At 63.1% G+C, this 20788-nt stretch carries 15 protein-coding genes; 10 read left to right on the plus strand and 5 right to left on the minus strand.

All coding sequences use genetic code 11. The annotated features are described in order from the left end of the window. Window positions 1-16: 16 nt before the first annotated feature. Complete coding sequence (locus tag ABAC460_RS43555) at window positions 17-1030, plus strand: sulfate ABC transporter substrate-binding protein (protein WP_023455141.1); 1014 nt, start codon at window positions 17-19, stop codon at window positions 1028-1030. A 149-nt stretch (window positions 1031-1179) separates the two neighbouring features. Here ABAC460_RS43555 and tyrS read toward each other — a convergent pair whose 3' ends face one another. Continuing rightward, on the minus strand, window positions 1180-2388 hold the full coding sequence (gene tyrS, locus ABAC460_RS43560) for a tyrosine--tRNA ligase (protein WP_023455142.1): 1209 nt from the start codon (window positions 2386-2388) through the stop codon (window positions 1180-1182). A gap of 439 nt (window positions 2389-2827) precedes the next feature. On the opposite strand from tyrS, the gene ABAC460_RS43565 reads away from it, so the two are divergent. Then, window positions 2828-5068 (plus strand): GH92 family glycosyl hydrolase, encoded by a 2241-nt coding sequence (locus tag ABAC460_RS43565; protein ID WP_023455143.1) that lies wholly within the window; start codon window positions 2828-2830, stop codon window positions 5066-5068. Window positions 5069-5071: 3 nt separating this feature from the next. On the opposite strand, the gene ABAC460_RS43570 is transcribed toward ABAC460_RS43565, so the two are convergent. Together ABAC460_RS43570 and ABAC460_RS43575 are read right to left on the minus strand one after the other, a co-directional pair. Further along, complete coding sequence (locus ABAC460_RS43570) at window positions 5072-5458, minus strand: hypothetical protein (RefSeq protein WP_023455144.1); 387 nt, start codon at window positions 5456-5458, stop codon at window positions 5072-5074. After that, a complete protein-coding gene (locus ABAC460_RS43575; RefSeq protein ID WP_081716657.1) occupies window positions 5455-6306 on the minus strand; it encodes a LytTR family DNA-binding domain-containing protein in 852 nt (283 codons plus the stop codon). The genes ABAC460_RS43570 and ABAC460_RS43575 overlap by 4 nt, the downstream gene beginning before the upstream one ends. A gap of 80 nt (window positions 6307-6386) precedes the next feature. Between ABAC460_RS43575 and ABAC460_RS43580 the strand changes: the two genes are divergently transcribed. The 3 genes from ABAC460_RS43580 to ABAC460_RS43590 all read left to right on the plus strand — a co-directional run bounded on the left by ABAC460_RS43580 (window position 6387) and on the right by ABAC460_RS43590 (window position 10098). After that, window positions 6387-7538, plus strand: a complete 1152-nt coding sequence (locus ABAC460_RS43580; protein ID WP_023455146.1) for an acyltransferase family protein — start codon at window positions 6387-6389, stop codon at window positions 7536-7538. A 33-nt stretch (window positions 7539-7571) separates the two neighbouring features. Continuing rightward, a complete protein-coding gene (locus tag ABAC460_RS43585; protein WP_023455147.1) occupies window positions 7572-9281 on the plus strand; it encodes a tetratricopeptide repeat-containing sulfotransferase family protein in 1710 nt (569 codons plus the stop codon). A gap of 82 nt (window positions 9282-9363) precedes the next feature. Continuing rightward, on the plus strand, window positions 9364-10098 hold the full coding sequence (locus ABAC460_RS43590; RefSeq protein ID WP_023455148.1) for a hypothetical protein: 735 nt from the start codon (window positions 9364-9366) through the stop codon (window positions 10096-10098). Between the two features lie 8 nt (window positions 10099-10106). On the opposite strand, the gene ABAC460_RS43595 is transcribed toward ABAC460_RS43590, so the two are convergent. Further along, on the minus strand, window positions 10107-12347 hold the full coding sequence (locus tag ABAC460_RS43595; RefSeq protein WP_023455149.1) for a beta-N-acetylhexosaminidase: 2241 nt from the start codon (window positions 12345-12347) through the stop codon (window positions 10107-10109). A gap of 591 nt (window positions 12348-12938) precedes the next feature. Continuing rightward, window positions 12939-15584 carry a TonB-dependent receptor gene (locus ABAC460_RS43600; RefSeq protein ID WP_023455150.1) on the minus strand — a complete coding sequence of 882 codons (2646 nt, stop codon included), beginning with the start codon at window positions 15582-15584 and terminating at the stop codon, window positions 12939-12941. Between the two features lie 386 nt (window positions 15585-15970). Here ABAC460_RS43600 and ABAC460_RS43605 point away from each other — a divergent pair, with 386 nt between their 5' ends. Genes ABAC460_RS43605 through ABAC460_RS43625 form a run of 5 tightly spaced genes read left to right on the plus strand, consistent with a single transcriptional unit; the run spans window position 15971 to window position 20780 of the window. Then, on the plus strand, window positions 15971-17272 hold the full coding sequence (locus tag ABAC460_RS43605) for a sugar MFS transporter (RefSeq protein WP_023455151.1): 1302 nt from the start codon (window positions 15971-15973) through the stop codon (window positions 17270-17272). A gap of 56 nt (window positions 17273-17328) precedes the next feature. After that, the gene (locus tag ABAC460_RS43610) at window positions 17329-18246 is read left to right on the plus strand and encodes a BadF/BadG/BcrA/BcrD ATPase family protein (RefSeq protein WP_035426438.1); all 918 of its coding nucleotides are present in this window, start codon (window positions 17329-17331) and stop codon (window positions 18244-18246) included. Next, window positions 18243-18992 (plus strand): copper homeostasis protein CutC, encoded by a 750-nt coding sequence (locus ABAC460_RS43615; RefSeq protein ID WP_023455153.1) that lies wholly within the window; start codon window positions 18243-18245, stop codon window positions 18990-18992. Before ABAC460_RS43610 ends, ABAC460_RS43615 begins: the two co-directional genes overlap by 4 nt. Then, window positions 18979-19719 (plus strand): GntR family transcriptional regulator, encoded by a 741-nt coding sequence (locus ABAC460_RS43620; RefSeq protein ID WP_023455154.1) that lies wholly within the window; start codon window positions 18979-18981, stop codon window positions 19717-19719. The genes ABAC460_RS43615 and ABAC460_RS43620 overlap by 14 nt, the downstream gene beginning before the upstream one ends. Continuing rightward, the gene (locus ABAC460_RS43625) at window positions 19719-20780 is read left to right on the plus strand and encodes an SIS domain-containing protein (RefSeq protein ID WP_081716658.1); all 1062 of its coding nucleotides are present in this window, start codon (window positions 19719-19721) and stop codon (window positions 20778-20780) included. The genes ABAC460_RS43620 and ABAC460_RS43625 overlap by 1 nt, the downstream gene beginning before the upstream one ends. Window positions 20781-20788: the final 8 nt, after the last annotated feature.

Below are 20788 nucleotides of genomic sequence, written 5' to 3' on the forward strand. Positions count from 1 at the left end.
ACGAGAGGACAACCTTATGAACCGGCGTGAACTTTTTGCAGGCGGTCTTGCCGCCTCCTCCCTGACCCTGGCGGCCTGTTCCAAGCCCGCGGCCAAGTCTACCGCGACCAAGCTGCTCAACGTCTCGTACGACCCGACGCGCGAGCTGTACGAACAGTACAATGCCGCTTTCGCCGCCTACTGGAAAGGCAAGGGCAACGCGGACGTCACGGTCAGCCAGTCGCACGGCGGTTCCGGTGCCCAGGCGCGTTCGGTCATTGACGGCGTCAACGCCGATGTGGTGACGCTGGCCCTGGCGGCCGATATCGACTCGATCGCCGAAAAGACCGGCTTCCTGCCCAAGGACTGGCAAGGCCGCCTGCCGCACAATTCCTCGCCCTATACCTCGACCATCGTCTTCCTGGTCAAGAAGGGCAATCCGAAGGGGCTGAAGGACTGGGGCGACCTCATCAAGCCGGGCGTCGGCGTCATCACCCCCAACCCCAAGACCTCGGGCGGAGCGCGCTGGAACTACCTGGCGGCCTATGCCTACGGCCAGCAGGCCGGCGGCGACAAGGCGGCCGTCGATTACCTGAAGGCGCTGTTCGCCAATGTGCCGGTACTGGATACCGGCGCGCGCGGCTCGACCGTGACCTTTGTGGAACGCGGCGTCGGTGACGTGCTGCTGGCCTGGGAAAACGAAGCCCACCTGTCGGTCGAAAAGCTGGGCAAGGGCGAGTTCGAGATCGTGGTGCCGTCGATTTCGGTCCTGGCCGAGCCGCCAGTCGCCGTCGTCGACAAGGTCGCCGAAAAGAACGGGACGCTGGAACTGGCGAACGAATATCTGAAGTATCTCTACGAAGAGGCTTCGCAGGAGATCATCGCCCAGAACTACTACCGTCCGATCAGCACGACGGTGGCGGCGAAATACGCCGATCGCTTCCCGCAAACCAAGCTTGCCTCGATCGCCGATTTCGGCGGCTGGACGAAGGTTCAGAAAGAGCAGTTCGAATACGGCGGCGTCTTCGACCAGATCTACACGAAGAAGTAGTCGAGAAGCGCCGCCGTTATTTTTAGCGCGCTAACGCTTCGCTCCTTGAGCGCGGGCGGCGTATTCGACCAGATCTATGCAAAGAAGCCGGCCTAGAATTATCCTCCCCCGCCTTGCCTGCCGGCGAGGCCGAGGGAGGATAAGTCGTCTCATCCTGGTCGCACCAGGACGTGCTTCTTGCGACCGGCGGAGAGTTTCAATTCGTCGCTGATGTCGATCAGCCTCCCATCGTCTTCGACCACCTCGTCGTTGATGCGGGCACCGCGGTTCAGGATCAGGCGGCGGGCTTCCGACTTGCTGGACACCAATTTGGCCTGAACCAGAAGGTCTACCACCGAAACACTTCCGGGCACCTCGATCACCGGCAGACCATCGAGTGACTCGCCGCTGCCGAATGCCCCGGCTGCAGTTTCGGCGGCCTGCAAGCGGGCATCTTCGCCATGGGCTAAGCGCGTCGCTTCGTCGGCCAGGACCGTTTTGGCGGCGTTGATATCCGAACCTTCAAGACTTTCCAGGCGAACGATTTCCGACTCGTCCAGATCGGTGAACAGGCACAGGAACCGGCCGACATCGCGGTCCTCGGTATTGCGCCAGAACTGCCAGTAGTCGTAGGGCGACAAACGGTCGGCGTTCAGCCACACCGCCCCGGCCGCCGTCTTGCCCATCTTGGCGCCCGACGCCGTGGTCAGCAGCGGCGCCGTCACGCCAAACACCTCCTCGCCGTCCATGCGCCGCACCAGGTCGATGCCACTGACGATATTGCCCCACTGGTCGGCACCGCCCAGTTGCAGCCGGCAGCCGTAGCGACGGTGCAGTTCCAGGAAGTCGTAGGCCTGCAGGATCATGTAGTTGAATTCCAGGAAGCTCAGGCTTTCCTGGCGGTCGAGGCGCGACTTGACGCTGTCGAAGGACAGCATGCGATTGACCGAAAAATGCGGCCCGACCTCACGCAGCATGTCGATATAGCCCAGCCGGTCCAGCCAGTCGGCATTGTTGACCAGGATCGCGTCGGTCGCGCCGTCACCGAACGTCAGGAACCGGTCGAATACCCGGCGGATACCGGTGATGTTGGCGGCGATCTGCTCGTCGGTCAGCATCGGCCGGCTTTCCGACCGGAAGCTTGGGTCGCCAATGCGAGTGGTGCCGCCGCCGATCAGCACGATCGGCTTATGTCCGGCGCGTTGCAGCCGGCGCAGGAACATGATCGGCAACAAGTGGCCGATATGCAGGCTGTCGGCCGTGGCGTCGAAGCCGGCATAGACCGGCACGGTTCCGGCGCGGAAAGCCTGGTCCAGGCCCTCGGTCTGGGTGCATTGGTGGATGAAACCGCGTCGGGTCAGGTTTGAGAGGGTATCCATAAGAGGTCCTTTGGGCATTAGCCGCCAGGAGGACCGTCTTTTCAAAAAACGAAAGCCGCCTGGGCGGCGGCTTCGTTTCGTTCAGTCATGATCGAACCGCACCGCGCTATGGAAGCGGCGCATAATAGACGCAGGCAAGGGTGCGGACGGTGATCATGGGAGCGGAAATAGACGCTGGCGCAGCCGAAGTCAACGGTGTCAGGACACCTCAGGGTAGAAGGTTCAGATTCCGCTTCCCCAAATGCGGGAATCGCCTTCTAATACGTCATACCAAGACCATCTTGCGGCAGTCTCCAATCACCCCGGAGCCTGCCGTTTTTTTGTTGCGGTGTGGCTTGGCACGATGCTTGATAGTCTTTGATGGCAAAAGGCAGTCGGGGTATCGGGCGTGATTTCGCGTAGGCGTTTGTTAGTATCGGCGGCAGCCACGGGTGTGGCCATGGCCCTGCCCGTTCGCGCCGATCCGCTGGGCCAGGCCGATCCCACCCTGTTCGTCGATCCGATGATCGGCACCGGCGGCCACGGTCACGTCTTCCCCGGCGCCACCGTCCCCTTCGGCATGATCCAGCTCTCGCCCGATACCGACAATGCACGATGGGAAGCCTGTTCGGGCTATTATTACGACGACGAGACCCTGCTGGGGTTCTCGCACACCCACCTGTCGGGCACCGGCGCCAGCGACATGATGGATCTGCTGGTCGTGCCATTCCTGGGAGAGACGAAGCTTTCACCCGGCACCCTGAGCAATCCCGAAGGCAGCTATCGTACCCGGATGAGCCACGAACACGAGGTGGCGACGCCCGGCTATTACAGCCTGATCCTGCCCGACAGCGGCATCCGCGCCGAACTGACCGCCACAGCACGCGCCGGACTGCATCGCTACACCTTCCCGGCCGGCCAAAGGGCGCGCATTCTGCTGGACTGGACGCACGGTTATCGCGACCGCGACCGCTCCCAAACCCTGATCGCCTCGGCGCAACTCCAGGCCAACAGCCCCACCGTCATCGCAGGATCGCGGCGCGTGCTGCAGTGGGCCAATGGCCGGCATATTCACTTTGCGCTGCGGCTGTCGCAGCCGTTTGAGAGCATCCAGTATTTCGAGAACGACCAACCGGTCGACGACATCGCCGCCCTGACCGGCCGCAAACTGAAGGCGGTTTTGGATTTCGGCGTGCTGAGCGAACCGCTGATAATGAAGGTCGGGGTGTCGGCGGTCGATATTCCGGGCGCCCTGAACAATCTCGATCTCGACCTGCCCCACTGGGATTTCGAAGCCGTCCGCGGCGCTGCGCGAGCGTTATGGGCCGAAGCCCTGTCGCCGATCCGCATCGAAACCGGGAACGAAGCCGATCGCCGCATCTTCACCACCGCCCTGTACCACGCCCATATGGCACCGACCCTGTTCAGCGATCGCGACGGCCGTTATCGCGGCATGGACGGGCAGTTGCGCAACCTTGCGCCCGGTGAGGTCAATTACAGCACGTACAGCCTGTGGGACACCTATCGCACCTGGCATCCGCTGATGACCATCCTGGCCCCCGACCGCGCCGCCGCCTTTACGCGCAACCTGATCGACCAGGGCCTCCAGAGCCCCGCCGGACCGTGCATCTGGCCGCTGCAGGGTGTCGAGACCTACTGCATGATCGGCTGGCATTCGGCTGTGGTCATCGCCGAGGCGCTGAACAAGGGCTTGCCGGGCATCGACGCCGCCAAGGCCTGGTCGCTGTACAGCACGCTGGCTTTTCAGCGGAATGAGTTCGGCCTGGACAGTTATCGGGCCAAGGGCTTTATCCCGGCCGACGTCCAGAACCAGTCGGTCAGCAAGACCATCGAGTACAGTCTCGACGACTGGGCCATGGCCCACATCGCGAAGTTTGCCGGGGCGAGGACGGAAGCGCAGACGCTGCGGCAGCGGTCGGGCAATTACCGCAATGTGTTTGATGCCAAGACCCAGTTCATGCGGCCGCGTCTGAAGACCGGGCGCTGGGCCGAGCCGTTTGATCCGCGCGCCATGGGCCATAATCCGCGGTGGTGGGACTATTGCGAGAGCAATGCCTGGCAGGCGACCTTCGGCGTCCAACACGATGTTTACGGCGCCATTGCCCTCTTCGGCGGCGATGCGGCGTTCGAAGCGCGTCTGGATTCGCTGTTTGCAGCGTCGTCGGAACTTTTGCCAGGCGCGCCGCCCGACATGGACGGCATGATCGGCCAGTATATCCACGGCAACGAACCGTCGCACCACATCGCCTATCTCTATGCCTATGCCGGCACGCCGTGGAAGACCCAGGCGATGGTACGGAAAATCCTGCGCGAGCAGTACCGCGACGGGCCGGACGGCATGTCGGGCAATGAGGACTGCGGCCAGATGAGCGCCTGGTACATCATGTCGGCTCTGGGCTTCTACCCGGTCGATCCGGTCAGCGGGACTTATGTGTTTGGGGCGCCGCTGTTCCCGGTGGCGGAGGTTCAGGTCGGTGAGAATGTGCTGCGCATCGTGGCCGAAGGCGTCGACAGTGGGCCTTACATCCAAAGCATCACCCGTAACGGCGAAGCTTACACGCGGTCGTGGATCAGCCATGCCGACGTGATGAGCGGCGGCGAGTTACGGTTTGTGATGGGCGCGGAACCGAACCAGGACTTTGGCCGGGATTTGGCGAACCGTCCGCCATCGTTTGTTTAGGTCCTATTTCAGAAGTTTACCTGTCCATCGATCGCGTCCAGCCCAATAAGTGCAGCTTGGACATTCTTCGCCTTCAGGATAATCGATACCTTCCTCATGTGGACACCCAATCAGGCGATCGACCATGGCGACGGAATGCACGTCGTTTTCATGAAGAAAATCGACAATCTCGACGATGACGGAACTGTCCTTGCGGACGTCGCCAGTGTCCGAGAACCAGCGGCGCATATCCTCCGGCTCGCTGTCCGGCTCAGCCATGATACTGACGCTTACCTTGCTAGCACGGGTATTGTCCGGACCATAGAAGGCAATCGTTCCAATGGGATATGAGCGTGCGCCTTTCTTGGCCTTCTTCTCCAACCATTTCCTGGCTTTGAACTCAGGCGTCATGATGAGATCTCCTTGTTCAACAAAGCATCCCGATAGCGACGGCTGGCGACGATTTCGCGGCCGTCGCTTAACGTAATGCGCAGGTCGCCCGACGATGTCGCGACATAGCTTTTCATATGCACCGGGTTCAGCAAACGCGAACGGTGGATGCGCGCAAAGCCGGTCAGGCGCTTTTCGAACTCGCTCAAGGTACCACGGATCAGCAGCGGTTTGGCCGCCAGGTGCAGCTCGACATAGTTGCCCGCCGCCTCGGCATAGATAATCTCCTCGGGCGCAAGGTAAAACGTCCGGCCATCGGTCGTCACCTCGATGCGGCCATCGCCTTCGGCCTGGGGCTTGAGTTCGGTGACGCGGTCATAGGCCCAGAAAAACGCCAGGAAAAGCAGATAGGCCAGGCCATCCTTGCGACCTTCATAGATCAGTTGCAGCAGCAGATTGCCATGACTGAAATCGTAGGCCGAACCCATGGCGGCATAGACCACCTTGCGCACGCCGACCATGATCGCGACGTGGTTCAGCGAAAACATCACCAGCCCAACCGCATGAAAGACGGCAAACTTCATCAGGCTCAGCCGGCGCCAGTGATAGCGCCGGTACCCGATCCAGATCACCGGCAAAATAATCATGATCGCGATGGCGCTGCTGATCTCCCAGGTGAAGGGCGCCCATACCGGGAAATCACGGTCACCGGGCGGGTTTTCGATCAGTTCGGACGAGATGTTGACGATGGTGTGCATCCACAACAGCGCCATGACCGCCAGATAGAGCCGCCAGGGTATCCAACCGGCTGTCCCGGATTGTCCGCCGTTCGTCCCTGAATTACCGCCGCTGGTCACCGCTCGTCCCATGCCTGCTGCCGCCCGTGTCGCGATCCTTGCCCCAGGATAACGCTGTGGCAGCTATGGCGCCAGTACTCATGGAGAGCAAAATGGAAACGGCGGCGCGGCGCTACGATCTCGACTGGTTGCGGATCATAGCCTTCGGGTTATTAATTTTTTACCATATCGGCATGTTTTACGTGACCTGGGGTTGGCACGTCAAAAGCGACCATGCTTCGTCCGCCATCGAGCCCTTGATGCTGGTGGTCAATCCGTGGCGGCTGGAACTGCTGTTCTTTATTTCGGGCGTCGCCACGCGCTTCCTTGCCGACAAGTTGCCCACTTGGAAGCTGGCCGGGTCGCGCTTCAACCGCCTGTTCTGGCCGCTGGTCTTCGGCATGGCCGTCATCGTGGCGCCACAGAGCTTCTATGAGATCAAAACCGATCTGCACTATGCCGGCAGCTATCTCGAATTCTGGGGCAAGTACCTGACCGGCTACGGCGAATGGTGCGATCACGAAGGCTGCCTGACCGTGCCGACCTGGAACCACCTGTGGTACGTCGCCTATCTGCTGGCCTACAGCCTGATCTTCGCCCTTGTCTGGCCGTTGCTGAAACGCATCCCGATGTCGTGGGCCAAGTCCCTGCCCGGCTGGGTCTATATCGCCGTCCCGGTTGCGCTGTACTGGTTCGTCAACGGCTATCTCGAGCCGCGCTTTGAAGAAACCCATGCCTTTGTCGGCGACTGGGCTGTGCATACAATGTCCCTGGGCTTTTTCATCCTGGGCGTCATGGCGGCCAAGTTCGACCGCCTGTTCGACATGGCGCAGAAACTGCGCTGGATCAGCCTGGCCACCGGCCTGATCAGCTATGGCGTCATTGCCTGGCTGCGCTACCTCTATTTTGCCGGCAAACTGCCGATACCGCTGGAGATTGCCTGGCCGCTCGGAACCCTTATCGAAAGCCTTCAGGCCGTGTTCCTGATGCTGGCCTTGCTGGGGTTTGCCCGCCGCCACCTGGCCGACAAAGACGGCCCGATCCGCCGGACTTTGACCGAGGCCATCTTCCCCTTCTACATCGTCCACCAGACCATCACCGTGGTCGCCGCCTATGAACTCAACCGGCTGCATTGGCCGGTCGCTATCGAGGCGACAGCCCTCGTGATCATCACCTTTGGCGGCTGCTGGCTCAGCTACGAAATCGTCCGACGGATACCGCCGCTGCGGCCGCTGTTCGGCTTGACGTACAAGGCAAAACGCTAAAAAGTCGCGGCCACGGAACATAAGGATATCGCCGTGGCCGCTTCCCCTCACCCGCTGGTCGTCAATGGCCGCCAGGCCTTCAAGGCCGGCGATCTTCCGGGCGCCATGAGCCTGTGCGAAATGCGCCTGAACGACTCGCCCATGGACACCCAGGCGCTGGAATTGAAAGCGGTCATCCTGCAAGGCCGTGGCGACATGGCCGGCGCCGAAGCCGCCATGCGCCAGGCGATCGCCGCCGACCCGGCCTGCGACTGGGCGCTCAACGACCTGCCCCTGCTGCTGCGCGAACAGGGCCGCGCGGCCGAGGCGGAAACGGCGGCGCGCGAAGCCGTCGCCGCCCGCCCCGATGACGCCCAGGCGCACCTGCAACTGGGGGTCATCCTGGCGGAAAAGGATGACCTGCCCGCCGCCGAATACCACAATCGCAAGGTCATTGAACTGGCCGGGCCGCACCCTCAGGCCCTGCTCAATCTGGGCCTGACCCTGTACAACCAAGGCCAGATCGAAGAGGCCGAGGACCTGCTGATGCGCGTCCATCGCCAGTCGCCCGACAATTCGATGATCATGGCCCACATTTCGCGTTTGCTGGAAGCGAAGCGTGACATGAACGGCGCCTTCGCCTGGCTGGACCGCGCCGAAGCCTCCGGGCGGAAAACCGGCGAAGACTTCACCGTGCTCCGCTCGGTCTATCTCCGCAACACCGGCCGCGCCCAGGAAGGCCTGGACCTGCTGGACCGCAGCCACACCCTGGCAGCGCCGGCGAAATTGGAACGGGCGCACCTGCTCGATAAGCTGGGCCGTTATGACGAGGCCTGGCAGGGCTTTGTCGAGGCCAAGGCCGGCCTGGCGCGCGACCGTGGCGTCCGCTATCCCGCCGACAAGGTCGCTGAGCGTTACGCCGCCCTGGCCGGCTTCTTCACCCGCGACACCGTCCGCCGTATGCCCAAGGCGCGGGTGCGCGGCGACGTCGCCCAGCCGATCTTCATCCTGGGCTTTCCGCGGTCGGGCACCACCATGCTGGAGCAGATGCTGGCCAGTCACCCCCAGGCAGGCGCCGGCGGCGAACTGCCGTTTGTGACCGAGTGGCAGGCCCTGGTGCGTACCCTGCTGCCGGGCGATCGTAACTTCCCGGAAAAGCTGGCCTTTCTGAGCGGTGCCGATTACCACCACGTGCCGGGCGCCTTGCGCGACTACTATCTCGGCCGCGCCGAAACCTATGGCATCATGCCGAAGGGCCGATCGCGGTTTACCGACAAGATGCCGCTGAACGACGTCTATCTGCCGCTGATCCAGATGGCGTTTCCGGCGGCGCCGATCGTCCGCCTGGTCCGCCACCCGCTGGATGTCGCCGTGTCGATCCTGTCGCACAACCTGACCCACGGCGAAAATGCCGGCTATGCCATCGACAGCATCCTGTCGCACATGATGGCCACCCATGCGCTGAACCAGCATTACAAGACTGTGTTGGACCAGTCGGTGATGGAGCTGAAATACGAGGACTTCGTCGCCGACCAGGACGGCCAGACCCGGCGGGTGCTGGGCCACTGCGGGCTGGAGTACGATCCGGCCTGTCTGAAGTTCCACGAAAACCCGCGCCATGCCCCGACCCCGTCCTATGCCCAGGTGTCACAGCCACTCAACAACCGCTCGGTCGGGCGGTGGAAGAACTATCGCCGCCATTTCGAGCCGTATTTCGACAAAATCCTGCCGATGATCGAGGAATTGGGCTACGGAGTCGCCTGAAAGCCACGGTCCTGTGGCTTTGATGACAGTTCCGTGATTTCGCATTAGCGAAAGGCGCCATACCCGTGTTAGCTTTTTTCGGATGGACGGGGCCGGTATCGACAAGCAGACGCAGGAAGCGGCATGGTGGAACGCCTGGCGGCGGTTTGACCTGTCGTGGGAGGGCCTGGCGCGCCGCGAGGGCCACAGTGATGCGACCCTTCAGGACTATTGGCGCAATGAGGCCGGGCGGCTGATCGCCGAACCAGGCACCGCGCGTCAGTGGACGCGGTTTCATTGTCCGTTCGTCTTCGAGGACGGTACGCCGTCACCGAAATCGCATTGGACCGCGGCCGACTGGGCCGATCTGCACAGCAGTCTGCGGACACGCCTGGCCATGGGGAGCGAAGCCAAGCCCTGCCTGCTGACAGGCGCCGTGCTGGACGGTCTGTTCGAGGCCGAGGCCGAGGTGCCGGACGCCGAAGGTTTTCTGTGGTTGCGGGCCAATTGGGCCTATTTTCGCGATGGCGTCGATTTGAGCCGCAACGGTTTGGGGCTGGCGGATTTCCGGGCGGCCTGGTTCGGCGGCAAGGCGGTCTTCGAAGGCGCTCGCGCCGTAACAGCCGAGTTCGACGGCGCCCTGTATGGCGAGCGCATGGGCCGCACGGAGGTCCAGGTCCGGGCCGAAACGACCGTGGAGCCGGTTCGGGTTCAGCCGCGTCTGGTCGAGCCGGAACTTGAGGCACCGAAAAAGGACATGGCGGGCCGTGTTGTGGCGGCGGTAGTCATTCTGGGCGGCCTGGCTTTGGCGCTTTGGTTCCTCATCCAAAACGCCTGAGCAGGCGGTTATTGCGACGCCGGTGTCAGGCGCACCTCCTGCAAGGCCCATTCGGGTGGCGGTGCGTTTTGCGCGAAGGTAAAACAGAGATCGTTCGTCCCCGCTACCACCGGCAGGTCACCCGTCAGAACCGTCACGCCGGTCGACCTGGCCGCCTTCGCCAAGGGTAAACGCGCGACCGGATCGCTCGTACAATCGCCGACACGGACCAGCAGTTCGCCGTCCTTGGTTTGCGGCGTGTCGAACGGTATTATCTGCCCAGGCCGGTTGCCAAGCTGGAAGTTGAACGGATAGTTCGCGACTTTCGCGGTGATTTTGAACCCCTTCGAGGTATCCGCCCCGCGCCAGATCCAGCACGGCTTCAGGATGTCCATCAGCATCACCGCGCGTTCGCCGCCGTCGTCTTCCAGCGCCAGGTTCAGCTTGCCTTCGCAGATGTCCAGGTCGTAGCTGGTGCGCGTTTCCAAGGCTGCCCGCGTCACCGACAGTTTGCGTTCGCGGCCCAGGGGGTGGCCGTTCAGGAAGGTCTGCGCCGTCAACATCGTACCCTCAGCCACCGTCACCGGCGCAGTATACACCCCGCCATTCACCCGGATTTCGCCCAGATCGAGGCCGTTCTTCAGCGCCACGGTGATCTTATCGCCGGCTGGCGACAGGGTCATATGCGGCTCGAACGGCACGGTGTTGTAGCGCATCCCGACCGCATCGAGCCGATGCAGGCTCGACGGCAGGCGGCGGGTAAAGTCGTTCCAGTCGCGCGATGCCGCCGGGCTCCAGCCGACCTCAGCCACGGCCGTCAAGCGCGGAAAGACCATGATCTCGACGCGCTCATCGGTGCGTATATGCTCGGTCCACAGATTAGCCTGCAGGCCAAGGACATGCTTGCGTTCGACCTCGGTCATCGCGTCCAGAGCCGGGTTGAAGTCGTAGACCGTCCTCAAGGTCGTCGGCTTGCCGCGGCCGGGCGGCTCGTCGCTGAACGGACTCTGACGATGGTCGAAATACAGCATCGGCGCCGGCGACAGCACCGTGTCATGACCCGACTTGGCCGCCGTCACCGCACCGTCGACGCCGCGCCAGCTCATAACGGTGGCATCAGGCGCTATGCCACCTTCCAGAATCTCGTCCCAGCCGATCAGCCGCCGGCCACGTTTCGTCAAGCTCTTGCCGACTCTCTGGATAAACCAGGATTGCAGCTCGTGTTCGTCTTTGAGGCCCAGTGCCTTGATCTTTGCCTGGATGGCAGGTGAAGCCTGCCACTGCGGCTTGATCGCCTCATCGCCGCCGACATGGATATAGGGGCTGGGGAACAGGTCCATGACCTCGTTGAACACCGTGTCCAGGAACACAAACGTACGGTCTTCGGTATTGAGCAGGTTGGGATAGACGCCCCAATCGGACATGCCCTGCTTCGGCCGCGTGCCTTCGGTGCCGAACTCGGGATAGGCCTGGATGATCGCGGTGGCATGTCCCGGGACGTCGATTTCCGGCACCACGGTGATGTTGCGCGCGGCGGCATAGGCGACGATGTCGCGGACCTGGTCCTGGGTATAATAGCCGCCATACCACAGCGGCTTACCGTTCTTCCAACCCGCCGCACCGGCCTCCTGACGATAGGCCGTTTTCTGCGTCAGCTTCGGATAGGCCTTGATTTCCAGCCGCCAGCCCTGGTCGTCGGTCAGATGCCATTGCAGGATGTTCAGCTTGTGGATCGCCATGGTGTCGATGATCTTCCTGATCTGATCCGGCGACTGGAAGTGACGCACCGAATCCAGCATCAGACCGCGCCACTGAAACCGCGGCGCGTCGACGATAGCGACCATGGGCAAATCGACGGCGCCTGTGGTCGCATCCTGAGTCGCCAGTTGCCACAGGGTGACGGCGCCGTAGAACAGGCCTTCGCGAGACCCCGCCGCAATGATGATGGAACCGGGGGTGACGTCGAGCCGATAGGCCTCGCCCGACGAAGAACCGCGGACAAAGGATATGGCCGCTTCCCCCGCGGGCGCTGCACCGGTCACGATCTCGAGGGTCAGTTTGCGCGCCTTCAGTTGGTCGCGCAGATAGACGGCGGCGTTGCGGGCATCGGCATCACCGGCCGGCACATAGATTCGGGTCTTTGCTGTCAGGGCAAAGCTCCCCTCGCCTTGCGTCATCTGCGCCGGCACCGGCGTCAGAGCCGGCATGGCCATAGCAGGCGTGATGAGGGCGAAGGCAGAAAGGGCCATCGCAAGGATTGTCAGCTTCATGTTCCGCCTGCTCTCATATCTGAACGAGCCTGAAAATCTTCTCCTCCCCTGTTTACGGGGGAGGTGGATCATGGCGTAGCCATGAGACGGAAGGGGATATTCCACTGGCAGTAACGCCCCTCCCACCGCTTCGCGGTCCCCCCTCCCCGTAAACGGAGCGGGAGAAGAAAGAACAAGTCATTCCGCTTTGGTCCAGTCTGGACTTCTCAAAAAACAAGAGCAAGCCCGGTGTGACGCCGGACTTGCTCGCTCGTTTCTGATCACGCCGCAGGAGGATATGCGGTGGTGAGGAATGGCCGGTCGTATCGTGCCGGGATCGCGTCCGCCAAGGGGGCGGCAAACACAGGATCGAAAATCCCGACAACCGGTCAGCACCGCATTGGGAAAACGACGGCGGACCAGAAAACTCCAGGCCGGAGATGCCACACCTTCGGCCCGGGTAACGCTTTAAAATCTGCTTGGAAAGCCGTCAGGCTGAGCCGAAAAGTGCTGGTTTCGAGAACCGGAGCGGAGCGTACTCAAGTACGTGAGCACCGGAAGCGCAGAAAACAGAACTTTGCAGGCCAGCATGACGGAGTTTCCAACAGATTTTTAATACTTCAGGCGGGCGCCGACGTAGAACGACTGGCCGTTGTCGTAGTAGGCACGCGGGATGCTGGGATCGCCGACGAAGTAGTACAGCTTCTCATGCAGCAGGTTCTGCGCATCGACCGTCAGGGCGACATTGTCTGTCAGGTTGTAGCTGAACGAACCATCGAGCGTGCCGTAGTCGTCCTGCCACATGGTCGTGCCGCGATCGCTGCCCGAGTTGAACTTCGAGCGGAAATTATAGGCCAGACGCGTGCTGATCTTGTCGTTCTCGTAGTAACCCGTCAGGTTGTAGGTCGTCTTCGAGTTGCCATCCAACGGCTTGCCGTTGTCGTACTTGGCGTCGACATAGGTGTAGTTGAAGATGACGCCGAAGCCGGTATCACCGAAGGGCTGCTGGGCATTGAACTCGAAGCCCTTGGCCGTCGCCTTGCCGCCGTTGGCCGGACCCGACATGGTGAAGTTGGCACCGTTCGGGGTCTGGATCGTGCGGAAGAACTGCGTGAACGACTCGGTTGTGATGTAGTTGTCGATGTCGAGGTTGAAGACACCGAACGACAGCAGGGCCTGAGGTTGATAGTACCATTCGGCCGTCAGGTTGTACTGCCAGGCGCGATAGGGTTCCAGGTTCGGGTTACCGCCCGCCGTGCCGGTGAAGTTCGAGTCGACCAGCGAGAAGGCGCCGGCCAGCTGGGCGTAGCCCGGACGGGTCATGACCTTGGCGGCGCCGGCGCGGATCAGCACGTCGTTGCCCAGGTCATAGGTGAAGTCGGCGCTGGGCAGATAGTCCCAGTATTCCTTCTCGGTGGTTTCCGAGCCCCACGAACCGAAGACGTTGGTGACGGTCTTGACCGGCGCATTGGCCGACCATTGCGTCGACGAGGTCTGGGTCTTGACGGCGCGCAGGCCGACGTTCGAACGCCAGTTGTCGCCACCCAGCTTACCCATCACGTAATAGGCGGTGGTCTTTTCCTTCACACCGAACGACAGCGGCGGATAGAAGGCGAAGGTACGGCCGCCGTTGTGCGTGTCGAGATAGTCATAGACCGCGGCACCATCGGCATAGGAGTAGCCGGGGATGGCGCCGACGCCGTCGCCGAAGTCGGACGGAGTCACGCCGCCTTTGAACACCGTGCCGAGGTCGACATTGCTGGTGCCGCTGTTGGCGCCGTTGCCGCTCCAGGCATAGGCCAGGTAGTCCAGGTCGCGCGAGTGGTCGGTGTAGCGGGTGCCGAACAGGACCGACTTGAAGAAGCCGCTGTTGAAGTCATAGCGGAAGTCGAACTTGGCATAGGCTTCCTTGTCCGGCGACGAAATCGTGCCGCCCCACGACCAGCTGAACTTGTTGTTCAGGTAGGTCGCGGCCGACGGGTCGCTGCCCAGGCCCGGGAAGCTGACCTGGGTAACCGGGTTGCCCAGGGTATAGCTGGCGCCGACGTTGTCCCAGTAGGTTTCCCACGCGGCGGTGTCGTCGGTGACGCCTTCGCCCGAGGTGAAGCCGACCTGGGCCTTCATCGAGAAGTTTTCGGTGAAGTCGTAGTCGACGTCCAGGTTCAGCACGTAGGTGCTGGAGTGGGCCTTGCGGAAGATGTCGTCCTGGACGATCGAGCCGCCGGCGGCCGTGGCGTCGGCCGCGTCCCAGGTGGCCGAGGTGACATAGCCGTTGGAAGCCGTGTAGCTGTTCGGCGTCTGACCGGCCAGACGCGAGCCCCACAGCATGAAGTTGTGGTTTTCGTTGTCGGCGCCCAGATGCGTGACCAGGCCCGAGAAGGCGATGTCGAGGTTTTCACCCTTCCATTGCGTCATAAAGTTGACGCCCTGGCGGACACGTTCCTGGGTGAAGTAGGCCGAACCGATCAGCGACGGCACCAGCAGGGTCTGGCCCGTGCCGGCGAAGTTGGCCTGCGGCGTATAGCCCAGGATTTCCTGGCCATCGCGGCGGAACTGACGCTTTTCATAATAGGCGCCGACCAGGAAGCCGAAGTCGCGGTTTTCGCTCTTCCAGCTGTACATGCCCGACACGTTCGGCGACCATTCGTCGGCCAGCGTGGCGTACATGCCCTGGGCCGAAACGGCGAAGGTGCCGGCCGGCAGGTCCAGCGGCTTGCGCACATGGACGTCGACCGTACCGCCGATGCCGCCTTCGGGCAGGTCAGCGCGCGAGGCCTTGATGATCTCGACCGTGCCCACGACTTCCGACGGCAGCATGGTGTAGTTGAAGGAACGGCCGCCATTGGTCTGGTCAAGGACGAACCAGTCGCCGGTGGCGATGTTGTGGCCGTCCATCAGGGTCAGGTTCAGGGTCGGGTCGGTGCCGCGGATCGAGATGCGCTCGTTTTCACCGAAACCGCCGGCATTGGCCGAACCGGTGACGACGTTGACGCCGGTGGCGCGGGCCAGCGAGTCGGCGACGTTCTTGTCCGGGAACTTGCCGATGTCTTCGGCGGTGATGACTTCCGTCACGCCGTCCGAGTTCTTCTTCTGGCGCAGGGCGCTTTGCAGCGACTTGCGGATGCCGGTGACGACGACGGGCGAGTCGTCGGTGGCCGCCGCATCCTGGGCGAAGGCCGTGGTGGTGATGCCTGCGGACAGGGCCAGGGCCAGAGTGGCCGCGCCTGTCATCATCAGGACCTTGCGTTGAAACTTCATAATGTCTTTCCCTCAGTTTTACTTATGCCGCCTGCGGTCTTGGCGAGCCCCGGAACCAGTTATAATGCCGCTATAAGCCTTGGATAGGTGCGGAAGGCGTACCACAAAGGCACCACAACATACCAACCGCATACCTTTAGCGAATTCAACGCTAACTTTGGTTTCAAAAATCTGTCAATAATTTTTTACATTGGACTTAATTTGGGCTGAAATCAGCGCACCAATGTGGCAATTTTATCGCGCCGCAACATGGTTACCCGCAGCGCAAAGCCCTTGCCCGCAAAGCGAAAGGGGCAAAATTTCCGTTTTTTGACATCAGAGCTTGTTTTTTGCAATGAAGTCAGCCATACCAGTTACACAAATTGGTATTATCAGGGGACGAAATCATGTCAGATACCGGAATCGCCAAAGCGCCTCAAAAGACTCCCTGGGGCGCCGTCTTTCTCTTCTGCCTGCTGTTCTTTATCTTTGGTTTCGTCACCTGGCTGAACGGACCGCTGATCACCTTCGTCAAGCTGGCCTTCCAGCTCAGCGACGTCGAAGCCTTCCTGGTGCCGTCAGTCTTCTTCTTGTCCTATTTCTTCCTGTCCCTGCCCTCGGCCTTCCTGCTGCGTAAGACGGGTATGAAACGTGGTATGGCCCTGGGTCTGCTGGTCATGGGTATCGGTGCGGCCTGTTTCGGTCAGTTTGCGACCATGCGCATCTTCGAAGGCGCTCTGACCGGCCTGTTCATCATCGGCGCCGGCCTCTCGATCCTTCAGACCGCGGCCAACCCCTATATTTCGGTTCTGGGCCCGATCGAATCGGGCGCCCAGCGCATCGCCGTCATGGGCCTGTTCAACAAGGGCGCCGGCTTCCTCGCGCCGATCCTGGTCGGCACTTTCATCCTACACGGCATCGGCAGCCTGGGTGCCGAGGTCGAAGCCGCCACCGATCCGGTCGCCAAGGCGGCCATCCTCGACGCCTTCGCCGCCCGCATCCACACGCCCTACATGGTGGTCGCCGTCTTCCTGGCCCTGCTGGCGGTCGGCACCTGGTTCTCGCCCCTGCCCGCTCTGGGCGAAGATGCCAACCCGTCTTCCGGTAAATCTACGCGCGGCGCCATTATCCAGATGCTGTTCGGCTTTCTGGCCATCTTCTTCTATGTTGGCATCGAAGTTCTGGCCGGCGACGGCATCACGACCTACGCCAATGACATGGGGCTACCGATCGAAATCAATATCTATCTGCCCTCGGCCACCCTGATCGGCATGATCATCGGCTATATCTGCGGCCTGATCACCATCCCGCGCTTCATCAGCCAGGAACGCTACCTCACCTTCTCCGCCATTCTGGGCATGGTCCTGGCCATCGGCGCCTTCTTCACCAAGGGATATGTCAGCGTCGGCTTCGTCGCCGCCCTGGGCTTCGCCAACGCCATGATGTGGCCGGCCATCTTCCCGCTTGGCATCCGCGGTCTGGGCAAGCTGACCGAGTTCGGCAGCGCGCTGCTGGTGATGGGCATTGCCGGCGGCGCCGTAGTGCCGCAGCTCTACGCCCATCTGAAGGACGACGTGCCGTTCCAGGCCGTTTTCTCCGGGCTCGCCCTGATCTGCTACGCCTACATCCTGTTCTTCGCCCTGATCGCAGGGCGTGAAAGCAAGGCCGCTACGGATGCCAAAACCCAGGCGCGTGCGGCTGAATTCTAAGCACGTCACGTAAGCTTGAGCCCGAAATGTCCTTCGATTCGCCTATGATACCGTTCATGAACCAGAGTTCCGCCTTTCAGATATTTGCCGGCGTCGACGGCGGCGGCACCAAGTGCCGTGTCCGCCTGCGCGACGCTCAGGGCGCCCTGATCGGCGAGGCCGAGGGCGGATCGGGCAATATCCGGCTGGGCCTGGACCTGGTGTGGAACAACATCCTGTCTGCGCTGGATACTGCGCTGGGCAAGGCCGGACGCAACCGCTCGGTGTTTCCGAAAATGTCGTTGGGCCTGGGCCTGGCCGGCATTTCGGACGCTGGCGACGCCGCCCGCACCATCGCCGCCGGTCCCGATTTCGGCCGCTGTGACGCCTCTTCGGATGCCCACACCGCCGTGCTGGGCGCTTTTTCCGGTCGCGACGGTGGCATCCTGATCTCGGGCACCGGCAGCGCCGGCTATGCCTGGGTCGGGGGCAAGGCCATCCAGGTCGGCGGCTGGGGCTTCGAACTGGGTGACGAAGGTTCGGCGGCAGACCTGGGCCGCAACGCCCTGCGCGCCGCCTTGCACGCACATGACGGCCTGGGCCCGGTGACCGAATTTACCCGTGCCGTCATTGCCCATTTCGGGGCGCCGGCCGACATCGTCCACTTCGTCACCGACGCCCGCCCGCGCGACTACGGCCAACTGTCGCCGATGATCATGACATTCGCCGATGCCGGCGATTCCGTCGCCGTCACCCTGGTCGAGGACCAGGCGCGGTTCATGGGCCGCTATATCGGCCGCCTGCATGAGCTGGGCGCCGCCAAGGTCTGCCTGGTCGGCGGTATGGCGCCGGTCCTGCAACCCTGGCTGTCGCCGGCGGCGCGTTCCGTGCTGGCCGAGCCCGAACACGACGCCCTGGAAGGCGCCATCCTGATGGCCCAGGGTGCGGCCAACGGGCTTTCCAGTGTTTTGGCCCCCCCGCAGGTAACCACATGAGCCGTTACCTGCTGGAAATCTGCGTCGATACCGCCGCCGGGCTGCACGCCGCGGCCACCAACGGCGCCGACCGAATCGAACTGTGCGACGCCCTGGGCCAGGGCGGCCTGACACCCTCGGCCGGGCTGATGCGGCTGGCGGCCGATACCGGCTGCCCGGTGCGGGTGATGATCCGGCCGCGCGCCGGCGACTTCATCTATTCCGACGACGACCTGGCCATCATGCGCCACGACATCGCCATGACCGCCGAGATGGGCCTGGCCGGGGTCGTGTTCGGCGCCAACCATGCCGATGGCCGGCTGGATGTCGAGGCTTTGGAAGACCTGATCCGCCACGCCCGGCGCTTCAAGCTGGAGACGGCGCTGAACCGCAGCTTCGACCTGGCGCCGGACCTGCCGTGCGCCCTGGAAACGGTCATTGCCCTGGGCTTCGACACCATCCTGACGTCTGGCGGCGCGAAGTCCGCCCCGCAAGGCGCCGCCATGCTGGGCGAGCTGGTCAAGCTGGCCAAGGGCCGCATCGAAATCCTGGCCGGGGCCGGGGTGACGATCGCCCACGCCGAGGCGCTGCTCGACGCAGGGCTGACCTCGCTGCATTCGTCGTGCGGCGCACCCGTAGCCATCCGCAGCCCGCGCGCCGCCGAGCTGGGCTACTTCTCGGCCGACCTGCGCGACACCGATCCGGCCCTGGTCGCCGCCCTGCGCGCCGCGCTCGATACCTATGAGGCCTCCCATGTCGTTTGCTGACACCATCGGTCACCTCAGCAAGGAGGACCCGGCGCCGCTGTACCTCCAGCTGCAGCGGGCTCTGCGGGAGGCCATTACCCGCCGCCAGTTGCACCAGGACGACGCCATCCCGCCGGAACGCAACCTGGCCGACGACTTCGAGGTCTCGCGCATCACGGTGCGCAAGGCGATCGACGGCCTGGTCTCCGAAGGCCTGCTGACGCGCCGTCGTGGCGCCGGCACCTTCGTCGCCAGCCGGGTCGAAAAGAGCTTTTCGAAACTGTCCTCCTTCTCGGAAGACATGCTGTCGCGCGGCCGCAAGCCCCATTCCGAGTGGGTCAGCAAGTCGGCCGGCGCGGTCACCCCGGAAGAATCCCTGTCCCTGGGTCTGTCGCCCGGCGCCCTGGTCTACCGCTTCCATCGCGTCCGCTATGCCGACGGCACGACCATGGCTTTGGAATATTCGACCATTCCCGGCTATTGCCTGTCATCGACCGAGCAGGTGACCACCTCGCTGTACGAAGCGCTGGAACGCACCGGCCACCGTCCGGTCCGCGCTCTGCAGCGCCTGCGCGCCATCGCCTTCAACGCCGAACAGGCGGAACGGCTGGGCGTGAAGCCGGGCGATCCCGGCCTGTTTATCGAACGGCGCGGCTTCCTGCAGGACGGACGCGCCGCCGAATTCACCCAATCCTATTACCGTGGTGACGCCTATGATGTCGTCGCCGAACTGAACGATGTGAGTTGATGATGCCCTCCCCCACCCTGACGAGAACCGCGATGGACGAGACCCTGATGCACAGCGAAGCCGCCGAAGGCGGCGCGGCCGTGGCGCGCTTCCTGTCGCATAATCGCGCCGCCCTGCAACGCCTCGGCGCCCGCCTCAAGGCCCAGCCGCCGCGCGCCGTGATCACCGTCGCCCGCGGTTCGTCCGACCACGCCGCCACCTTCGGCAAGTACCTGATCGAGACCTTTACCGGCGTGCCGACCTCGACGGCGGCCATGTCGGTGTCGTCCATCTATGCCGCGCCCCTGGTCGCCGCCGACACCCTGTGCATCGCCATCTCCCAGTCCGGCCGCTCGCCCGACCTGCTGGCCTCGGTCGAGGCCCACCGCAAGGCCGGCGCCTATGTCGTCGCCCTGGTCAACGATGAGGATTCGCCCCTGGCCGCCCTGGCCGATGAACTGCTGCCGCTGAAGGCCGGCCCGGAAAAGTCGGTCGCCGCCACCAAGTCCTACATCACCTCCCTGGCCGCCCTGGCCGCCATCACCGCCGCCTGGTCCGGCGACCGCGAGCTGTCGGACGGCCTGAGCGCCCTGCCGGGCCTGCTCGACAAGGCGTTCGCGCTGGACTGGTCGCCCGCCCTGCCCGTGCTGAAAGACGCCCGCAACCTGTTCGTCATCGGCCGCGGCTATGGTTTCGCCGTCGCCCAGGAAGCCGCGCTGAAACTGAAGGAAACCTGCGCCCTGCACGCCGAGGCCTTCTCCTCCGCCGAGGTCCGCCACGGTCCCATGGCCATCGTCAATGACGGCTTCCCGGTGATCGCGTTTGCGACCTCCGACACTGCCGGCGACGGCGTGCGCGACGTCTGCGCCGAATTCGCCGAGCGCGGCGCCGCCGTGCTGCTGGCCAATCCGGAAGGCGGCATTGCCGGCACCACCCACCTGCCGGCGCTGGGCGCTGTGGCGGCGCTGGAGCCCATCCTGCAAATCGCCAGCTTCTACCGTCTGGCCAACAGCCTGTCCCTGGCGCGCGGTCTCAACCCCGACTCGCCGCCGCACCTGAACAAAGTGACCAAGACGGTATGAGCAATTTA

This window comes from Asticcacaulis sp. AC460, from assembly GCF_000495795.1.
GTDB lineage: Bacteria > Pseudomonadota > Alphaproteobacteria > Caulobacterales > Caulobacteraceae > Asticcacaulis.

Bases quoted from the DNA above. Each gene is read 5' to 3' on its own strand.
- ABAC460_RS43555 (WP_023455141.1), top strand. From the start codon at position 17: ATGAACCGGCGTGAACTTTTTGCAGGCGGTCTTGCCGCCTCCTCCCTG.
- tyrS (WP_023455142.1), bottom strand. From the start codon at position 2,388: ATGGATACCCTCTCAAACCTGACCCGACGCGGTTTCATCCACCAATGC.
- ABAC460_RS43565 (WP_023455143.1), top strand. From the start codon at position 2,828: ATGGCCCTGCCCGTTCGCGCCGATCCGCTGGGCCAGGCCGATCCCACC.
- ABAC460_RS43570 (WP_023455144.1), bottom strand. From the start codon at position 5,458: ATGACGCCTGAGTTCAAAGCCAGGAAATGGTTGGAGAAGAAGGCCAAG.
- ABAC460_RS43575 (WP_081716657.1), bottom strand. From the start codon at position 6,306: ATGGGACGAGCGGTGACCAGCGGCGGTAATTCAGGGACGAACGGCGGA.
- ABAC460_RS43580 (WP_023455146.1), top strand. From the start codon at position 6,387: ATGGAAACGGCGGCGCGGCGCTACGATCTCGACTGGTTGCGGATCATA.
- ABAC460_RS43590 (WP_023455148.1), top strand. From the start codon at position 9,364: ATGGACGGGGCCGGTATCGACAAGCAGACGCAGGAAGCGGCATGGTGG.
- ABAC460_RS43595 (WP_023455149.1), bottom strand. From the start codon at position 12,347: ATGAAGCTGACAATCCTTGCGATGGCCCTTTCTGCCTTCGCCCTCATC.
- ABAC460_RS43600 (WP_023455150.1), bottom strand. From the start codon at position 15,584: ATGAAGTTTCAACGCAAGGTCCTGATGATGACAGGCGCGGCCACTCTG.
- ABAC460_RS43605 (WP_023455151.1), top strand. From the start codon at position 15,971: ATGTCAGATACCGGAATCGCCAAAGCGCCTCAAAAGACTCCCTGGGGC.
- ABAC460_RS43610 (WP_035426438.1), top strand. From the start codon at position 17,329: ATGAACCAGAGTTCCGCCTTTCAGATATTTGCCGGCGTCGACGGCGGC.
- ABAC460_RS43615 (WP_023455153.1), top strand. From the start codon at position 18,243: ATGAGCCGTTACCTGCTGGAAATCTGCGTCGATACCGCCGCCGGGCTG.
- ABAC460_RS43620 (WP_023455154.1), top strand. From the start codon at position 18,979: ATGTCGTTTGCTGACACCATCGGTCACCTCAGCAAGGAGGACCCGGCG.
- ABAC460_RS43625 (WP_081716658.1), top strand. From the start codon at position 19,719: ATGATGCCCTCCCCCACCCTGACGAGAACCGCGATGGACGAGACCCTG.